The organism is Paenibacillus sp. JT22N12 (genome assembly GCF_056269365.1).
In genome coordinates this window covers 806,681-824,030 of the sequence record NZ_JBWDNU010000003.1, presented here as the reverse complement: position 1 = coordinate 824,030, position 17,350 = coordinate 806,681, and the positions used below count along the sequence as shown (strand labels likewise).

16 protein-coding genes are annotated in these 17,350 nt (G+C 50.1%); 11 read left to right on the top strand and 5 right to left on the bottom strand.

The window, feature by feature from the left end; all coding sequences use genetic code 11:
- Window positions 1–68: 68 nt before the first annotated feature.
- Window positions 69–1,112: a YeiH family protein gene (locus AC0YOA_RS15235; protein ID WP_475787308.1), complete on the top strand. Its 1,044-nt coding sequence runs from the start codon at window positions 69–71 to the stop codon at window positions 1,110–1,112.
- A 97-nt stretch (window positions 1,113–1,209) separates the two neighbouring features.
- Here AC0YOA_RS15235 and AC0YOA_RS15230 read toward each other — a convergent pair whose 3' ends face one another.
- Window positions 1,210–1,872 carry a phosphatase PAP2 family protein gene (locus AC0YOA_RS15230; protein ID WP_475787307.1) on the bottom strand — a complete coding sequence of 221 codons (663 nt, stop codon included), beginning with the start codon at window positions 1,870–1,872 and terminating at the stop codon, window positions 1,210–1,212.
- 262 nt (window positions 1,873–2,134) lie between these two features.
- On the opposite strand from AC0YOA_RS15230, the gene AC0YOA_RS15225 reads away from it, so the two are divergent.
- The 5 genes from AC0YOA_RS15225 (at window position 2,135) to AC0YOA_RS15205 (ending at window position 6,402) form a co-directional block, all read left to right on the top strand.
- Window positions 2,135–3,109 carry a DUF4097 family beta strand repeat-containing protein gene (locus tag AC0YOA_RS15225; protein WP_475787306.1) on the top strand — a complete coding sequence of 325 codons (975 nt, stop codon included), beginning with the start codon at window positions 2,135–2,137 and terminating at the stop codon, window positions 3,107–3,109.
- A gap of 17 nt (window positions 3,110–3,126) precedes the next feature.
- Entirely contained in the window at window positions 3,127–3,828 is a 702-nt protein-coding gene (gene liaF, locus AC0YOA_RS15220) for a cell wall-active antibiotics response protein LiaF (RefSeq protein WP_475787305.1), read from the top strand.
- Between the two features lies 1 nt (window position 3,829).
- A complete protein-coding gene (locus AC0YOA_RS15215; protein ID WP_475787304.1) occupies window positions 3,830–4,900 on the top strand; it encodes a sensor histidine kinase in 1,071 nt (356 codons plus the stop codon).
- Window positions 4,897–5,529, top strand: a complete 633-nt coding sequence (locus tag AC0YOA_RS15210; protein ID WP_475770623.1) for a response regulator transcription factor — start codon at window positions 4,897–4,899, stop codon at window positions 5,527–5,529. Before AC0YOA_RS15215 ends, AC0YOA_RS15210 begins: the two co-directional genes overlap by 4 nt.
- Before the next feature lie 192 nt (window positions 5,530–5,721).
- A complete protein-coding gene (locus AC0YOA_RS15205) occupies window positions 5,722–6,402 on the top strand; it encodes a DUF7002 family protein (RefSeq protein WP_475787303.1) in 681 nt (226 codons plus the stop codon).
- 469 nt (window positions 6,403–6,871) lie between these two features.
- Here AC0YOA_RS15205 and AC0YOA_RS15200 read toward each other — a convergent pair whose 3' ends face one another.
- Entirely contained in the window at window positions 6,872–7,951 is a 1,080-nt protein-coding gene (locus AC0YOA_RS15200) for an LLM class flavin-dependent oxidoreductase (RefSeq protein ID WP_475787302.1), read from the bottom strand.
- 443 nt (window positions 7,952–8,394) lie between these two features.
- On the opposite strand from AC0YOA_RS15200, the gene AC0YOA_RS15195 reads away from it, so the two are divergent.
- The 4 genes from AC0YOA_RS15195 to AC0YOA_RS15180 all read left to right on the top strand — a co-directional run bounded on the left by AC0YOA_RS15195 (window position 8,395) and on the right by AC0YOA_RS15180 (window position 13,788).
- Window positions 8,395–9,507, top strand: a complete 1,113-nt coding sequence (locus AC0YOA_RS15195; RefSeq protein ID WP_475787301.1) for a glycosyltransferase family 2 protein — start codon at window positions 8,395–8,397, stop codon at window positions 9,505–9,507.
- 12 nt (window positions 9,508–9,519) lie between these two features.
- On the top strand, window positions 9,520–10,716 hold the full coding sequence (locus tag AC0YOA_RS15190) for a glycosyltransferase family 2 protein (RefSeq protein WP_475787300.1): 1,197 nt from the start codon (window positions 9,520–9,522) through the stop codon (window positions 10,714–10,716).
- A 275-nt stretch (window positions 10,717–10,991) separates the two neighbouring features.
- Window positions 10,992–12,848 carry a hypothetical protein gene (locus tag AC0YOA_RS15185; protein WP_475787299.1) on the top strand — a complete coding sequence of 619 codons (1,857 nt, stop codon included), beginning with the start codon at window positions 10,992–10,994 and terminating at the stop codon, window positions 12,846–12,848.
- Window positions 12,849–13,245: 397 nt separating this feature from the next.
- Window positions 13,246–13,788 (top strand): CBO0543 family protein, encoded by a 543-nt coding sequence (locus tag AC0YOA_RS15180; RefSeq protein ID WP_475787298.1) that lies wholly within the window; start codon window positions 13,246–13,248, stop codon window positions 13,786–13,788.
- A 306-nt stretch (window positions 13,789–14,094) separates the two neighbouring features.
- Here AC0YOA_RS15180 and AC0YOA_RS15175 read toward each other — a convergent pair whose 3' ends face one another.
- On the bottom strand, window positions 14,095–14,199 hold the full coding sequence (locus tag AC0YOA_RS15175; protein WP_210040480.1) for a YjcZ family sporulation protein: 105 nt from the start codon (window positions 14,197–14,199) through the stop codon (window positions 14,095–14,097).
- A 314-nt stretch (window positions 14,200–14,513) separates the two neighbouring features.
- On the opposite strand from AC0YOA_RS15175, the gene AC0YOA_RS15170 reads away from it, so the two are divergent.
- Window positions 14,514–14,771 (top strand): hypothetical protein, encoded by a 258-nt coding sequence (locus AC0YOA_RS15170; RefSeq protein WP_475787297.1) that lies wholly within the window; start codon window positions 14,514–14,516, stop codon window positions 14,769–14,771.
- Between the two features lie 73 nt (window positions 14,772–14,844).
- Here the strand turns inward: AC0YOA_RS15170 and ytxJ are convergent, their stop codons facing one another.
- Window positions 14,845–15,186, bottom strand: a complete 342-nt coding sequence (gene ytxJ / locus AC0YOA_RS15165; RefSeq protein ID WP_210040481.1) for a bacillithiol system redox-active protein YtxJ — start codon at window positions 15,184–15,186, stop codon at window positions 14,845–14,847.
- A gap of 101 nt (window positions 15,187–15,287) precedes the next feature.
- A complete protein-coding gene (locus AC0YOA_RS15160) occupies window positions 15,288–17,201 on the bottom strand; it encodes a glycosyl hydrolase family 18 protein (protein WP_475787296.1) in 1,914 nt (637 codons plus the stop codon).
- Window positions 17,202–17,350: the final 149 nt, after the last annotated feature.

The following is a 17,350-nucleotide window of genomic DNA, read 5'->3' as shown; positions in this document are numbered from 1 at the left end:
CCCCGGAGCTATATAGTTAACCCTATAAACCATAATGAAATCAAGTCATCCGCCTGGGGAGAGATACAATGACACTAGCAAATACAAGCAGCATCAGGCTGCATAATGGTATGGGATTCACACAGGGGCTGGCAATCACCTTGCTGCTTGCCGTGGCTGCAAAATATTTGGCGATGCTGCCGTTTCTAAGCATTATGGGCCAGCTTGTGATCGCGATTTTGCTTGGCGTCGTCTGCAAAGCCATATTCAGGATGCCGGAATCTGCAGCTGTCGGAATTTCCTTCTCTAGCAGGAAGCTTCTGCGGTACGGCATTATTTTATTGGGCATGAGGCTTAACTTGTCCGATATTGTTCATGCTGGACCCAAAGTATTGGCCATTGCGGTTATTGATGTGTTTTTTACAATTCTGGTTGTGTACGGGCTGACGAGGTGGCTAAACGTTGATAAGAGGCTTGGCCTGTTAACGGCATGCGGGACTGCGATTTGCGGAGCCGCCGCAGTGGTGGCAATCTCGCCGCAAATGAAGGCAAATAAGGAGGAAACGGCTGTTGCCGCTGCGACGGTTGCGATTCTCGGCACGATTTTCACCCTAATCTATACCTTGGTATATCCCATTCTGGATTTAAGTCCTTCAGGGTACGGTATTTTCTCGGGAGCTACGCTTCATGAGGTCGCTCATGCCATTGCCGCTGCCGCACCAGGTGGGCAGGAAGCGGTTGATCTTGCGGTGATTGAGAAGCTGACACGCGTGGTCATGCTGGTGCCGGTGGCAATGGTTATCGGAATCTGGGCCGCGCGCAAGCAGCGCCGTTATGCTAGCGGAGCCGAAGGCCGCACAAGCTGGAGGGAGATCCCGTTCCCGTGGTTTATTCCCGGCTTCCTGCTCATGTGCGGGGTGAATACATTAGGTATCATTCCTGCGGCGATTAGCGCACAGATGATTATCGCAGCTTATCTGCTGCTGGCAATGGCGATGGCAGGCCTTGGTCTAGGAGTGAGCATCGGCACCTTCCGCCGACTGGGTATGAGACCCTTTGCCGCAGGAGGGATAGGCTCGGTGCTGCTGTCGGTCCTCGGCTTCCTGCTTGTGCATGCATTCGGCTTGGTATAGCAAGACATACTACGCATTCCGGAAATGGAGGACAGCAAGGAGAGAACCGGGACGGATGGTATCTTCGGGGCCCGGAGCAAAGTGTCCACCCCCCCAATTACGGAAGGACAGGAACTCTGCTTCGCTTTTCACCTGCACGGGTTCGTGCCCAGGTTCGGGCACCGACAAAATAAATCACTTCCACAACCGCAATCGCACCTGCCATGTCCATCAGCACATGCTGTTTGACAAATAAGGTCGAGGCGATAATAAGGATGGACATGCCTGATACCGCAATGCGGATATACCGGTTGATTCCGGGCGACGAGATAAAGGCCTTCATCATGCAGTAAGAGGTCAGCACATGCGTGCTCGGGAAGCAGTTGAAGGGTTCATCCATGCTGTAGACATATTGAACGAGCCGGTCCAGCCAGTCGATGACGACCAATTCCGGGCGCGGCACATGGGTCTGATATACGGCATAGACCAGGTAGCAGACGACGAGCCCGATATTGAAGCGCAGCAGCGTGTGCATATACAGCTGACGATTCCGGAAGGCAAGATAGACAAAGCAGGCTAATATAAAGACGAACCAGGCCAAGTACGGCAGAATGAATATTTTCAAAAACGGAATTTGCTGGTCCAGATCGGTTACAAGGCTGAACGTATGCTCGCCTCTGCTGTGATTCAGATAAATGTAAGCGATGCTGAGCAGGGGGATGGACAGCAGCAGGCTGAGCGCCAGCAGGTGATTTTTTAACAGGTTCCATTTCTTATACATAAGCAGTCACTCCGTTTCGAATTTTCCAGCCTGCCTGGTGCGGTGCTGCCGTACTCTTGCAGGTGTATACAGAATAAACCATGAAGAATGGCTTGCGTAACGTCCTCAGGTTGTAATTCATCTAAGACCGGAAGGCGGTTGACGCTTCAGACTTTCTAAGACCGTGGTCTTATACAAGATCAGATCCAGGTACGTATGGAAAAAGCGCCGTCTGATGATAAAATGGGATGGTTAGGCATCGTCTTACAGGAGGTTGTTGCGGTTGAAGAAGCTAATCGGCGCTCTGCTCCTGCTGGGCGGCCTCATTATGATAGGTGCTTCCTTCCCCGGAGAAGGCTTGACGTGGAGAAGTCAGGAGGCGCGGATTGCCGTCCCGGTTACGATTGAACAGATTTCGATCAATGCTTCAAATGCAGACATCCGCATCATTGCGGATGACGATTCGCAAGAAATGGAAGCAGCACTCCATGGCAGCGGCACGTTAAGCTTCAAGCAAGAGGGGATTTCAATCGACGTCCTTGTGGAGGATAAGGCCAAGGGCCTCCTGCCGACCGGCTCCACCCTCGACATTCATATTCCAAGCTTCTATAAGAATAGCTTGATTGCGGAAGTCAGCGATGGGGATATCCATGTGTACGGACAATTGGAAGATGCCCGGATGGTCCTGAATAAGCTTGCGATAACGCTACAGTCAGGTGATGTGAATGTGAGCGATGTGAATGCGGAGCGGCTCGATTTCAAAGCGTATACATCCAAATTTTCGGGAGAACGGCTGCACGCGGGCCATGCCTCATTCGATATCGTAACGGGTAAAATCAATCTTGATCACTATTCAGGCGATTATACCGCTGCTATCGTGACGGGCAAGATGAATGCTTCGAACATTGCCGGCGGCGTCGGAAAAGTGAATCTGACGGCAGGCAAAATCAATCTGGACCGCTATTCGGGGGGATTGCATGCCGAAGTCACCGATGGCGACGTGAATGCGCGGCTGGGCAAGCCGGAAGGATCCATTGCCATCAATATTCTCGAAGGCGATGCCACTCTGTCTCTGCCTGAGCAAGCGGACATTGAACTGGATGCATCAGCCCAAGGCGGAAGCGTAAACGCTGATTATCCGTTCGACAAGATTATCAATCAGGACGACAAGCAGCTGCATGCTTCCAGCGGAACGGGCAAGGTCCCGATTGACATACATGTGCAAACCGGCGATGTGAATATTGGGCCTGATTCCTGAAGAAAGAAGGAAACAAGATGCTTAAACGACTGCTCATTCATCCGTTCATCGGATATATCGCCGTCTGCGCCGGTATCTATTGGATCATTGCGGGAACAGGCTACGGATATTACGATCCCTTAATCTGGTTCAGTCTGGGCTCGCTGTTGTCCACTTTCCGCTCCCGTATTAGGTGGGCAGCCATTATCCCGTGGACAATCACGCTGATTTTGCTGTCGCAAGGACTGGATCTGGATCTGCCAGGTGTGCTTGCCGGTGCGGCCCTGATCTATGCGGGTTATATTCTGCTGCTGAATAAACGGTCGTTTCTGCAAAATAAACCGGAAGCCGGAAGCCGGAGCCGCGGCGCTGCCAGTCGGGTCCCGCTGCGCGAGCGATTCGGAGATGTATATATCCGCCCGGTGGTATTAACGGATCTGTCCGTTCCGAGAGGGATTGGCGACGTGCATATCGATCTGTCTCAAGCCATCGCGGCGGAAGGGGAGAGGGTTATTACCGTGGACCGTTTGCTCGGCAATGTGACCGTATATCTCCCCTATGATCTGGCAGTCCATGTGGATATTACAGTGTATTATGGGTCGCTGGATGTTCTGGGCCGCAATCGTGAGGGAGTGAATCCCCGATTCCGGATGGAAACGGCGAATTATCCGCAAGCCGGCAGGAAAATAAATCTTGTCATGAGCACAATAATCGGGGATATGGCTGTGAGGTATTTATAACATGAAAATAAACCGGCTGGTCAGCATCAGATGGAAGCTTACCCTATATGCAATCGGTTTCTCGCTGCTTATGTTCGCCGCTGCTTTATGCGGAATCATCATCTTCTATAAATTGGATTTTCGCCTGTTATGGTGGATCGAGAAGAAAAACATTCCGGTGGTCGTCATCCTGGGCGTTGCTGTCGCCTTGATCGGGGCGATTACGGGATGGGCCTACGGCAATACGCTGAAGAAAAGAATGGGGCGGCTCCTGGAATCCATCACCCTGTTCGAGAGAGGGAATTTCTCCCATCGTCTGCAGATGCGGGAAGGCGAGGACGATGAGGTTGGCTTGATGGCCCAGCGTCTCAACGAAATGGCCGACCAACTTGAACGGCAGGTTGCTTCCCTGCAGAAGCTGTCGACAGAGAAAGCGGAGATGGGTGAGCAGCTGAAAAAATCGGCAATCGTCGAAGAAAGGCAGAGGCTGGCGCGCGAGCTTCATGATGCGGTCAGCCAGCAGTTGTTTGCGATTTCGCTGATGACCTCGGCGCTCGTGGAAAGCGCGGATTTGAATGCGGAGAAACCAAGGAAGCAAATCGAGATGGTCGAGAAAATGGCAGGAAATGCGCAACATGAAATGCGGGCGCTGCTCAGGCAGCTTCGTCCGGCGACACTGGAGGGGAAATCGCTGAAGGAAGGTCTCGAGGAGCTTCTGGAGGAGATGGCGGACAAGCAATCACTCACGATACGGTCCGAGATTGAACTCGTGGAGGGACTGCCAAAAGGCGTCGAGGATCATCTGTTCCGCATTACCCAGGAAGGATTGTCCAATATTCTCCGGCACTCGGAAGCCACTTCCGCAACCGTGAGGCTTGGCTTGTACAACCATCAGGTGCATTTGCGGATAACGGATAACGGCATTGGTTTTGATCGGGATGCGGCCAAGTCCTCCTCATATGGATTAAAAACCGTGCAGGAGCGGGCCAATGAAATTGGAGGCGTGGCGACTGTAGTTTCATCCCCGGGCAAAGGGACACAGGTGGAAGTGAAGGTGCCGATTATCGGGAACGAAGGAGATAAGCAGTCATGAGCATAAAAGTAGTGCTGGTTGACGACCATGAAATGGTGCGGATGGGTTTATCCAGTTATCTGGACATACAGACCGATATTGAGGTTGTCGGAGAAGCAGCCAGCGGAGAAGAAGGCGTCAAGCTCGTCAAGGAATTGAAGCCGGATGTGGTTATCATGGACCTGGTCATGAAGGGAATGGGCGGCGTGGAAGCGACCAGGCAAATATGCCAGCTGGCGGATGCGCCGCAGGTGATTGTTCTTACCAGCTTCATGGATGACGATATGGTGTATCCGGTTATTGAAGCGGGAGCACTCAGCTATTTGCTCAAGACTACGAAAGCCCGTGAAATTGCCGCTGCGATCCGCGCCGCGGGCAGAGGAGATTCGGTATTGGAAGCGGAAGTGACCGGCAAAGTGCTATCCAAGATGCGCCGCGCGCCGCAGAAGCTGCCCCATGATGCGCTGACGGCGCGGGAAATTGAGGTGCTGCGCCTGATTGCGGAGGGGAAAACCAATCACGAGATCGCAGCAGAGCTGGCGATCGCCGTCAAGACCGTCAAGACGCATATTACGAATATTTTCGCCAAGCTTGAGGTGGACGACCGCACCCAGGCGGCGGTGTACGTGCACCGGAACGGTCCTCTTTAATAAGTTGACTCGCATACACAACAGAATCATTGAACACTTCTCACATGCTTAATCGAGGAGTGTTTTTTGCTGGAAGACCATCGGCTCCGGGAGCGTGATTGCAGACTATTTTGCGCTGAGGGAATGCTTGTGCATCGTACAAGGGAATAATGATAAGCTGGGGATACCCGATTGAGCGGAGGAGCTGAAGCCATGAACGATACGATTGTAACCGCCATAACAAAAGCAAAAAACAGGCAGTCCTTGTTTCATTTTACAAGGGCGGGCAATCTGCCGGCTATCGCCTATTTCGACGCTCTATTGTCCAGCAGTCAAGCAAGCCGCGACATTTCCGGCGAGCGCCGGCTAAAGCCCGTAAACGTGAATTATAATGGTCTATCCATCATCGTGAATACACATCTCAGGATTCCAGACAGTATGATTGATCCTGCAACAACTCTGGAACAATTCCGGGCTTGTCTGGACCGGCATGTGTTTTTCTGGCCAACTTTAAAGGATTGTCAGAAAATGATGGACACCTATGCGCGAAGAGAACCGGATGAACGGTTCGCCGTGCTGGAATTTGATGCATATGCTTTGATGGCGGGGCATTATTCCGCAGTGAGGCTATCCAAGTATGACTCGGGGAGCTCGCCGCGTTATCCCAATCTCTGCTCCTACAGAAAAAGTCCGGCCATGTTCCTGCCCCTGGATCGCTTCCAATCGGTATTGAATAACCTGGTGCCAGGGAAGCCGTCTGAAATACGGGAGGTGCTGGTTGAAGACAGGGTGATGAACGTCTCGGATTATTTGAAGGCGGTTTATGTGGATCAAGTGGAGGATGTGCCGGAGCGGTGGATGGTGCTGACCAGGAATTTGGAAGAGTTGAAATAGTCTGACGATCGATAGTGCTTAAAGTCGGTATGTTTGCCGATCTCCGAAGCTACTGTTGATAGCTGCATAACAGCCTGGTTAATGCCGCATGAAATTCATGCGAAGGTTCAACGGGACCGCAAGTTATGATGCAGCTATACCAGTGTTAAACCGGTCTTGCCAATCATATTATGTGGATATGCTGTGATGCGGTCGCAAGCGGGTTCAACGATTATGGGAAAGGAACGCCATATCCTTGAATCTGTCCATTACAAACCCCGTCCGGTGTCTGCCTGGCGCTGGTTGAAGATAAATCATAAAAAAGAGCAGCAGAGCAGCAAAAAGAGCAGAGCCTTCAAAACCGGGGTTCTGCTCTTTTCACTGACATTACATCTGCAGTCTCATTGAAGATCATGAAATGCTGGGCATCATAAATAAAGAACCGCTGGAAAATAAAATAAGGTGTCCTACACTTGGAATTCCGATGCTGTCAGCGTGCCAGCTCGCGCCTTACTACAGGCGCGACTTTAGCAGCCAGCAATTCAATCGCCTTCGCGACCTTGGAGTATGGCATCCCTCCAATATCAAGCTGGGCCATATACCGGCTGTGCCCGAAAAGCTCATGCTGGTGCAGAATGGTCTCGATCAGCTCCTGTGGGCTGCCGACAGCAAGCGCGGTGCCAGGTCTGGCTGACTGCTCGAACTCGGTACGGGACATTCTTCCCCTTCCGGTCCGCTTACCCAGAAATTGCTCGAAATAGCTGCTGTAATACGGATAAAGTTCATCCCTCGCAAGCTGGGAGGTTTCGGCCACATAACCGTGGCTGGAGACTGCGACCTTCAGCTTCGATGGATGATGACCCGCTAATTGACCTGCCTGCCGGTACATATCAACGAGGGGCTTTGCCCGCTCGGGAGGTCCGCCGAGCAGCGCAAGCGCCATGCCAAGTCCAAGACGGCCCGCATTCACGGCACTCTCCGGTGTTCCTCCAACACCTATCCATATGGGCAATTCAGGCTGCTTCGGACGCGGAGCAATCTCCAGATCGTTCAGAGCGCTGCGGTAACGTCCACTCCAGGTGATCCGCTCTTGCTCGCCCAGCTTCATAAGCAGGCTGATTTTCTCGGCGAATAGATTGTGATAATCGTCAAGATCGTAGCCGAACAGGGGGAAGGAGTCCACGAACGCTCCACGCCCGGCAATAATTTCAGCACGTCCGTCCGACAGCAAATCCACGGTGGCGAAATCCTCGAACAACCGGACCGGGTCAATGGTACTCAGTACTGTGGTCGCGCTGGTCAGCCGGATTCGCTTCGTGAGCTGTGCGATTGCGGCCAGTACGACAGAGGTGGAGGATATGGCAAATTCCAGCGTATGATGCTCGCCTACGCCAAAGATATCGAGTCCGGCCTCATCGGCAAGCACAGCGGCATCCACGATTTCCCGGATGCGCTGCCGTGCAGGGATGATTCGCCCCCCGTCCGGATTGGGAACCAGATCCCCGAAAGTATAGAGGCCGATTTCAAAAACCGGTGGTTTGATTTCTGCATTCGTTTGATGATTTTCCACTATTGCACCTGCTTTCAATTCAAGTATGATGTGACTCTCTGATGGTCCGCCTGGCAGTGATGCTATTATGTATCCAGAATAATATATTGGGAAGTAGGCACATTTAAGTGTCACGGTATCATGGGGGAAACCATAAAGAGGATCATGCCGGAGAAGGGGCATGATCCTCTTTATAATTACCTGCTGAGGATGCGATATGCCAGCTGTTTGAAGTTAACCAAATCCCGGGTTTGATTTATGGATTGCAAGGTAGCAGGATAAAAGTTGGTGCCGTCTCTTTGAAATCGATGGCTATAAGGCGTGAAATAAAGACACTGACAAACCGTCGGTGTCTTTTTCAGTATTTACGGTAGTGCCCGGCTCGCCGCCTGAGATGGTCTACATCCGATGTTATTTCTATATATTTTATATAAATATAGATGATGAGAATTGGGAGGAAGCCCATGATTACGATCAGTCTATGCATGATTGTCCGCAATGAGGAGAAAATTCTGGAGCGCTGCCTGTCCGGTGTCAAGGATATTGCTGATGAAATAATCATTGTAGATACGGGATCAACGGATAAAACCAAGGAAATCGCCGCAGCATGGGGAGCGAAGGTCTACGATTTCGAATGGATCGACGATTTTGCGGCAGCGAGAAATTATTCCTTCAGCAAAGCGGCATGCGAATACATTCTGTGGCTTGACGCCGATGATTACATTGAGGAGAAGGACCGGACGCTTCTCAAGGAATTGAAGGCATCGCTCAAACCCGATATCCAATCGGTAAGCATGGCATACAATCTTGCCTTTGACAGTGAGGGGAAGGTAACCTCCAGCTTGAGACGCAACCGTCTGGTAAGACGCGATTGCCATTTTCTGTGGTTGGGGCCAGTGCATGAATATCTGGCGGTATTCGGCAGTTCGCTTGCCAGCGAAGTATGCATCACCCATCAGAAGGATAAGCCGCACACCGACCGGAATTTACGGATATACCGCAAGCGTGCCGAACAGGGGGAAGCGTTCTCCCCACGGGATTTATATTATTACGCGAATGAGCTTCGTGAACATGCTTTCAATGAGGAAGCCTGCGATTATTACGAGCGTTTTCTGGCAACCGGATTGGGGTGGATTGAAGATAATTTTCAGGCTTGCTTGAAGCTGGCCGAATGCCGGGAACGGTTGGGAGATAAACAGATGCAATTTGCAGCCCTCTGCAGAACTCTCCAGTATGATATTCCGCGGTCTGAGTTCTGCTGCAGGCTTGGATCGTATTTCTTCGCGGAAAACCGTTATATCCAGGCCATTTACTGGTACGAGCAAGCCATAGCCCTGCCGGATCGTGAAGAGTCGATGGGAATGAAGGACACGGTTTCTTCCACCTGGCTGCCCCATCTGCAGCTGTGTTTGTGTTATGACCGATTGGGGGATTCGCACAAAGCCAACTACCATAATGAAGTGGCCTTGCATTACTATCCGTCACATCCAAGCATGATTTACAACAGAAATTACTACAAAGAATTGCTGGGTGCCGGCTATGTGGAGCTTACATGGCCAGGAGATGAGAACAAGTAAAGGGGTGGGGATATGAAGACCAGTATTGTTATTCTCACTTATAATCAGCTTGCGGTGACGGCGGATTGTCTGGACAGTATTAGACGATGCACATCGGAAGATTACGAGCTCATCGTTGTTGACAATGGTTCCACGGACGGCACGGTTGACTTTCTCAAACGTCTGGATAACATCGTCCTGATTGCCAACAAGCATAATCTCGGCTTTGCCAAAGGCTGCAATCAAGGTCTTGAGGTGTCAACAGGGGACAACATTCTATTTCTCAATAACGATACCATTGTCCCCACAGGCTGGTTAACGCCTTTAATCGAAGCTCTGTATAGCAGCGACCTGGTCGGAATGGTAGGTCCGGTAACGAACTATGCAAGCGGCAATCAACAAATCGCGGTGGACTACAAGGCTATTGAAGATATGGAGAGCTTTGCGAAAAGCTACTGTGAACAACGTAGAGGAAGGGTCCTGGAGGTACGCCGTCTCATTGGCTTTTGCCTGCTTGCCAAACGAAGTGTTCTTGAAGATATCGGACACTTCGACGAACAATATGGTTTAGGCAATTATGAAGACGACGATTTATCCTTGAGAGCGATCCGCAATGGCTACAAATTGCTGATTGTACAGGATTCCTTCATCCACCATATCGGACATGCGAGCAGCAATCAGCTGCCGGCAATGAATTTACAGAATCTGCTTATAGAAAACAAAAAGAAGGCGGAGAGCAAGTGGGGGGCTCCCATTCGAGAACTAATCGAGAAGGATCCCATCCGGCTCAGTTTATGCATGACAACAAATAATGACGCGAAGCGGCTGGAAGCCTCGCTTTCGTCGACAGCCGGGCTTGTTGATGAAATTGTTGTGCTGGATCGGGGATCCACGGACCATACGGTGGAAATCGCAAAACGCTTTACCAGGCATGTTTATACCTTTACCGGAAAGGTCGACTATCGTCTGGCATGTCAATTTATACATAAAGCCGCATCGGAGCCGTATCTCTTGTGGCTGCAGCCGGGGGATGCTCTTGACCCCACCGGACAAAGAAAGTTTGCCGGCTTGAAGCTCTCGCTCAATAACGAATTTGATGTCGTCTCCTTTTGGCACAAGAATGAGCTGCGCTACATAATCCGCAGGGCTGCTGGATTTCTTTTGCCCCGGGAGGTGGATGCTGTCGGGGCCAAACCCCGATACCGCTATGATAGCCGTATCACGATCTGAATGAAGCGGGGCTTTGAGAGATTCCTCTCAAGGCCCCATTCTATTGCACTAGCTGTCAGCAGAAATACAAGCTTAATTTCTATACCAGACTGGCATCTATTATTTGGGTTTACAGCTGCCCTGATTTAGAAAATTGAGGCAAATGCCAAGACATAATCTTGTAAACTTCATATATTGTAAAGATGATAGAGAGACAGCAGCCAGATAATCCATAACGGAATTCCAGTTAGGTACTTTGTGGGACTGCTCACGATTCCAGAGAGGGAGTGCATCGTATGATTATAGAACCATTAGGTCCGACGGGGCCGAAGGGAGATTCTGATCTTCAAGTCAGAACAGGTCCGAAAGGGGCAGGATCTGCAGGCATGATGGGGTATCCCGTTTCGGGAACAGGTGATGGAGTTGTTGGACCGCCTGGAGCCCAGGGAGCTGCCGGCAATCCATCTGCGGGAGCGCCAGGACCGGCTGGCCCCATCGGGCCGATGGGGTATGGTCCGGGAATAATCCCGGTCATGGGCTACAACCGCTCAATGACACCGGTCGTATTTCCTTCAGGAACGCCCGGTGCGTGGGTAACCTTGAATACGATTCATAATTTGCTTGTATCGACGGATCAGCTGGTCGTTAAGCTGGATGCCGCTTTTCAGCTTGCCTTCAGCAGCCCGCCAGGTTTGCCCCGTGTACTGAACATAACGTATCAAATTCTTCGAAATGGTGACCCCGTCTATTCCAACGCGGTTATCTATGATCATACCAGAACCGGCAGCTCCATTAACTTCAAGGGACCCGTCTCCCTGACATTCGTTGACGAACCGTCAGCTGGCTCCTATACCTACACCCTGCGCGCGCGGGTAGAAAGCCAGATTGGCGGTTATAATCCAACCGTGAGCGAACGCGATTTCAATGCGTCCGTATTCCAAACGTCCACTTCTCCCAATTACGTTTATGTCGCTCATTTATCCCCCGATGAATCAACAGCATTGATCTCTTATGTGGATCCCGTAACCAATACCATTACCGGTGCGTCAGTTCCTGTTGGTGTGGCTACCGGAGGAGTGCCGTCTAACCTGCTGAACCTTGCGATAAGCCCGGACGAGACACAGCTGTATGTAGCCAATTTAGTAGACAGCTCGCTTTATGCAGTCCACTTATTGACTAGAGAAACGGTCAAGATATATTCATTTGAACAATCCTGGTATACGAATGCCATGCTGGTGACTCCGGATAATAACTATCTCTACGCAGCCGATCTGCACTCCGGTATTGTCAAAGTCTTTGATGCAGCCAATAAACAATTTCTGTACGATCTTCACACCACATCAGGTGAAAATGTATCGCTGACAGTATCACCTGACAGCAGCACTGTATTTGTGGCTATCAATAATTTGGCGGGCACTCCTTCGGCGAGAGGCATAGTGGACGCTATTCCTGTAGGAACACAGTCGGTTACGCATGATATTTTTGCAAGTCTTGCAAGCGAATACGGATCACCCGCCTATATGGAACAAGTAATTCCTTTCGCGGTTGTCGGGTACCAGGGAGCATATCAAATTCAGGCTTTGAATATCCAAACTCTAGATCACAGCCCTGGCGATATCTTCTCGGCTCCTGTAAACGATCTGTTCAATAATCAGCGCATCACCCATCCACTTTTGCAGAGTCCGCTCAGCATGACCGGATTACCCAATAATTCAAGGTATATTATTCAATCGGATGTTGATAAAATAATTCGAATGAACGGAAATACCGTCATTGAGTCGATCGACAGCTATACGGATCAAAGAGAAATTGCCGTGACACCGGATCGGAAGCGGATCTGCGTCTTAATTAGAAGTTCAATAAATCAACAGCAGTCAGGGCTGCAAGTCATTTCGGTCGTTCCCGCTGGTATATCGACGCCTCCAAGCGCCTTTATTCCCCTTGCCAGTTCTGGAGGAATGACAATTACAGCGGATAGTAAATATGCCTATTCATTGACTTTTTATCCTAACCCGAGCTTCGTCAATGTCTATAGTGCAAATCTGATCAGCAAGACTGCAAGGGAGCCCTTGCCTATGCCGGGGCAAGTTCATGCGATAGTGGCCAACTATACGAGGCACTCTGTAATTTCTGTATCGTCTATGGATGGTTAATACTCCAGACTATGCTTTTTTGAGGATAGGGGGATGTGCGTTGTCCGCTAAAAAGCACGTCGCCCTATTTGCTTGTATACCGCGATTTTCTATCAATATGCCTCTCTTATTGACTTGCATCATCGCAAAGAGATTGGGAAGTTATCCCGGGACGATTATCACTTGGATGTATATTCATATCCGCTCGCTTTTGCGGAACGGGAAGGAAAGACTATCCTGATTCATGGGACAAAAAGGAATAATTTTCTATTTTGGATTAATGATGAGAAGTCTGTAAATAAATAACGTGAAAAAGCACGGGAATGAGTGTTTATGCGTATTTTATACCTATAATATCAGCCATTCCACTGCGGGTGGCTTTTTTGCATCCCTCAGTTGACGATTAAAAGTAAACGAAATGGGAATGTTTGATACTGGGGTGATTATTATGATGCGTATAGCGATTTTTCTTTTGGTTTGGATCGTTGCTTACTACAAAAGTGATTGGAGGAATTGGAAAAATTACCAATCCACTATTTTGTTCTTAATTGCTGGTGATTTAATGATTAATCTAATAACCTATAGATATACGTTGTGGGATCAACGTTCTGCATTGGGAGGAGATTTAATTAATGATTTATTGATATGTATTTTCTTCTATCCACCCAAGACACTAATTTATCTGACCAACTATCCAGACGATAAAGGAATTATTAAAAAAGGGATTTACATATCTGTATGGGCGCTGTTATTAACGTTAATAGAAGGAATTCTGTATGTGTTTGGAGATTATCACTACGATCACGGATGGAACCTGCTGAAATCCATGCTTTTTGATTTCGTAATGCTCCCGATTGTGGTGCTCCATTATTCCAGGCCGCTGCTGGCCTACGTTATATTTCTCATTGGAACGATATTGTTTATCGTGATTAATGGAATTCCTCTGTCATCGTTTAAATGAAAGCCGCAGCAGGAAAAGGGTCCCCCAATGAATATAGCCTCAGTTTTTCTCCACGGCATGCATAATTGCTCCTGGCTCCAATTCAGTGAACATCTCCATCGTTTGGTTTGCATTACCGACAACGATACAAACTCAGTAACAAATTCCGATGTTTATCTGTGAAGCGACATGGCGCCGCAAATGGGGTTCGTATGGAGCAGCGAAAATATATTATTATAGAGAAAATGGCAAAAGACCCGCAGAAGCGGGTCCTTTTTTTGGATTTTGCAAGTCCGGAACATGAAAGGGGGTCAGGTTCCGGGGTAATTAATAACCGAATTTACCGCAACTGCAAGCGATAATGACCAGCAAGATAAAGAGAACGAGTATAAATGCGAAACTTGAGCCAACACCGCCAACTACATCAGACATTCAAAGCACCTCCTTGAATTTTCGGTACATTGTAATTTATGCATACAGGCTTCTGCGTGATTGGATGAATGTTACGGAATGGCATTGACCCAAGGATTGTCCAAGGCGCGATAAACAAAACCACATGGAGGAGGAAGTGCACGTAACTACCTGTGTAAGCAGGTGGGGGCTTAACCGGCGTTCTTTTTATTTTCCAGATCATTGACTATACTATAATTTAACAAATCGAGAGCCGGTCCGGCAGGGCGCTAATCCAGAGGCCATTCGATGCTGCTGCTGGCGGGGCTTGCTGCCGAGAGCGGAGGGGGACTGATGTGGTCATTGCCGGAGATCCCGCCGATGAAGAAACACGGCGGATGCTCGCAGCAGCCCAGAAGACTTACATACCGTATGGCAGCCTGCGTTTCATTGCGGAGCAGCATGGCAGCAATGACGGGAGCTACCCGCACCCGCAGCATTTGGCCGATAAACGCTCAATAGGCGGCCAGGCGACTGCCTATGTGTGCCGAAATTTCACTTGCGAAGCACCGGTTGGCTCGGGTGAAGCAATTGAAGGGGAACAGCTAGCTTAACAAAATAAAACAGCCGGCCACGACGTCATCAGACGTTCAGAGGCTGGCTGTTTGGGTTTCAAGCGAATCGGTACTATTGCATTACCGCGCGCATATGGGCTTCTGTAATCGCCCAGTGTGTAGCGCTCCAGTATTTTTCTTTGTTCTTGATCATGATAATTTGAGGAGACTCATGCTTGACGGCTACATCTTCCGCAATCTGGTTGGAAACCGGACGGGATTCGATCACCTTTACCAGGACATAATCCGTATCGGACCCGGAGTCATGCTCCAGATATTTTGTAAACTCCTCATACGCATTCGCGCTTACCGGACAGGTCGTGCTGTGCTTGAACACAACAAGCGGACGATCTGCAGAACCTTCCAGAGCGGAGTTCCATTCTTCAAGAGATTGAATTTCTTTATATTGCGACATATCCTGATCTCCTCCTTAAGCTGGCTAATAGTTTCTCAACCGTTCCCTATTATCATACCATATCGGAGGAAGGAAGCACTAATAAAGTGGCGGACAAATCTTTACTTCTGCTGTAATAGCATCGTCCAAAGAGCAGAGCTTTCATAGCCCAGACGCCAGGCCGCAACGCCTGCCAGGCCATATTTTCTGGCGAGGTCAACCCGCGCCTTCACGGTATCCGCTGTTTCCGCCCAGAATACATACGTATACCCGTCTTTTTTATACGTATATTTCATTTGGCCTGCTCCGCGATCATACGTGCCTACAGCATCTTGCTGTTGAATCGTTTCCGCGACGTCCTTCATCAAGACAGCCTTGCTGTCGACCAGCTTTCCTGCTGCGTCGAGCCGCCATTCGCGAACATAGAAGGGAATGCCCAGCATCAGCCTGCCGCGGGGAATCCCGTAGGCCAGGAACTGCTTGATTCCCTCTTCAGCCCAGCGAAGCTCGGACACAGAGCCGGCTTGCTGGCTGCCCTCCCAATACTGGTCATAAGCCATGATCATGATCATATCGGCAATATTCGCCAAAGCCTTATGATCATAGGCGGTCTGGGCATCCCACGCCACATCGCCGCGCGGCAAATCGATGGATACCGTCAGGCCGCGTTGGTGCGCAGCCTCAGCAAGACTGGCAACGAAGGAAGTGTAGAGGGCGCGGTCACCCCCGTCCAGCCCTTCAAAATCAAGATTCACACCTTCAACCTTAAGCGCTGCGAGACGCTCCACCAGGGAGTTGATAAATTTGGCTTTTGCAGCCGGATTGCGAAGGAAAACGCTGGTCATCTTCGTATCAAACTGATTATGCACAAGCGGCGTCAGCTTTAAGCCCTCTTTCTCCATCGATGCCGCAAGGACAGGATCGGAATAATCGGTCAGCGTTCCGTCAGACCCGGCAAGCTCGAACCAGGAAGGGGAGTCGATATCCAACCCCTGTGTATTTTGGACCTGTGCTAATATGGTATCCGTGCTGGATGTGCCATTCCAGGCGAAATAAGCAAGCTGACTTGTATCGCTCCAAATAATACGGCCGTCTGCCGCAGCGACCGAAGCGTTCTTGTAACCCTTGGCGAAAGCAACTGCGCTTTGACTCGTATGAAAATAGGACACAACACGATCCCCTTGTCTAACGCTCAAATAAGGAATATTGGTCCACCATTCCAGCCCGTCTTTTATGATTGCCGCACCCGACAGCGTCTTGGCATAAACCAGCGCGCCGCCCAGCCCGCTGAAGGATTGAACCAGCCGGCCATTTTGAGTGACAGTGAACGGCTTTATTGTCGTATACGGAACAAGTCCGGTTGCGGTGTTTACCACAACGCTTCCTGGCTGCCTGGCAGCGGCTCGCATGGCATCGAGGAGGAAGGAGTAGCGCATGCCTCCGGTCGATGCGCCATTTTGCCGGATATCGTAGACGGCTGCCGCCGAACGCTGGGCCTGCTTTTGCGCAGTGCTTAAGTTATCCCAAATCCATTGATTGGTCGCAAGCTCGACAATGTGTATATTGCTGTAAGCCTTTGCGGCCTGCTTGGCCTCGTCCAGAGAGGCATAGCTCCAACCCGGAAGAGATTTGTCTCCCTGGTACATTTGAAAGCGGGGGTAGGTGCCGGATATCCATCCTGGCTGCTCCAGATCGCGGATTTGCGGGAAACGAAGCTTCCCGGCGAAGGTCTTCGCTTCGGCAAGCGTCCTGAATTCCCGGTTTCCTGTGGAATACCCATTCTCATAAACCTTGTATTTGGGAAAATTATCCCATACCCATACTCGACCCGTTATCAGCTCAACATGGCTGTAAGTTAAATTTTTCGCAAAAGCGATTGCTCCCGCTTCGGTCGGAAATTCCTTAACCGCCTGGTCATTCTGATAGACGCGGTAATGGGTCGTAAGATCGGAGGCGCTTACAGAAGAAGCGGCTGTTCCGTATGCAGCTTGCAGAATCATCGCGATCGCAATGATCAGCTTCCATCGTTGACGCATAAGATTGATTCAGCTCCTCCTCTACTAGTCTAGTAAATTAAACGCTGGAATAGAGAGGAGGTTTCGGCAGAATGGCGGTCTTCCATTATTTACATCGCTGACAGCTGCAACCTTTTTGTCAAACCCATAAAAAAAGACCGGCACGAAGG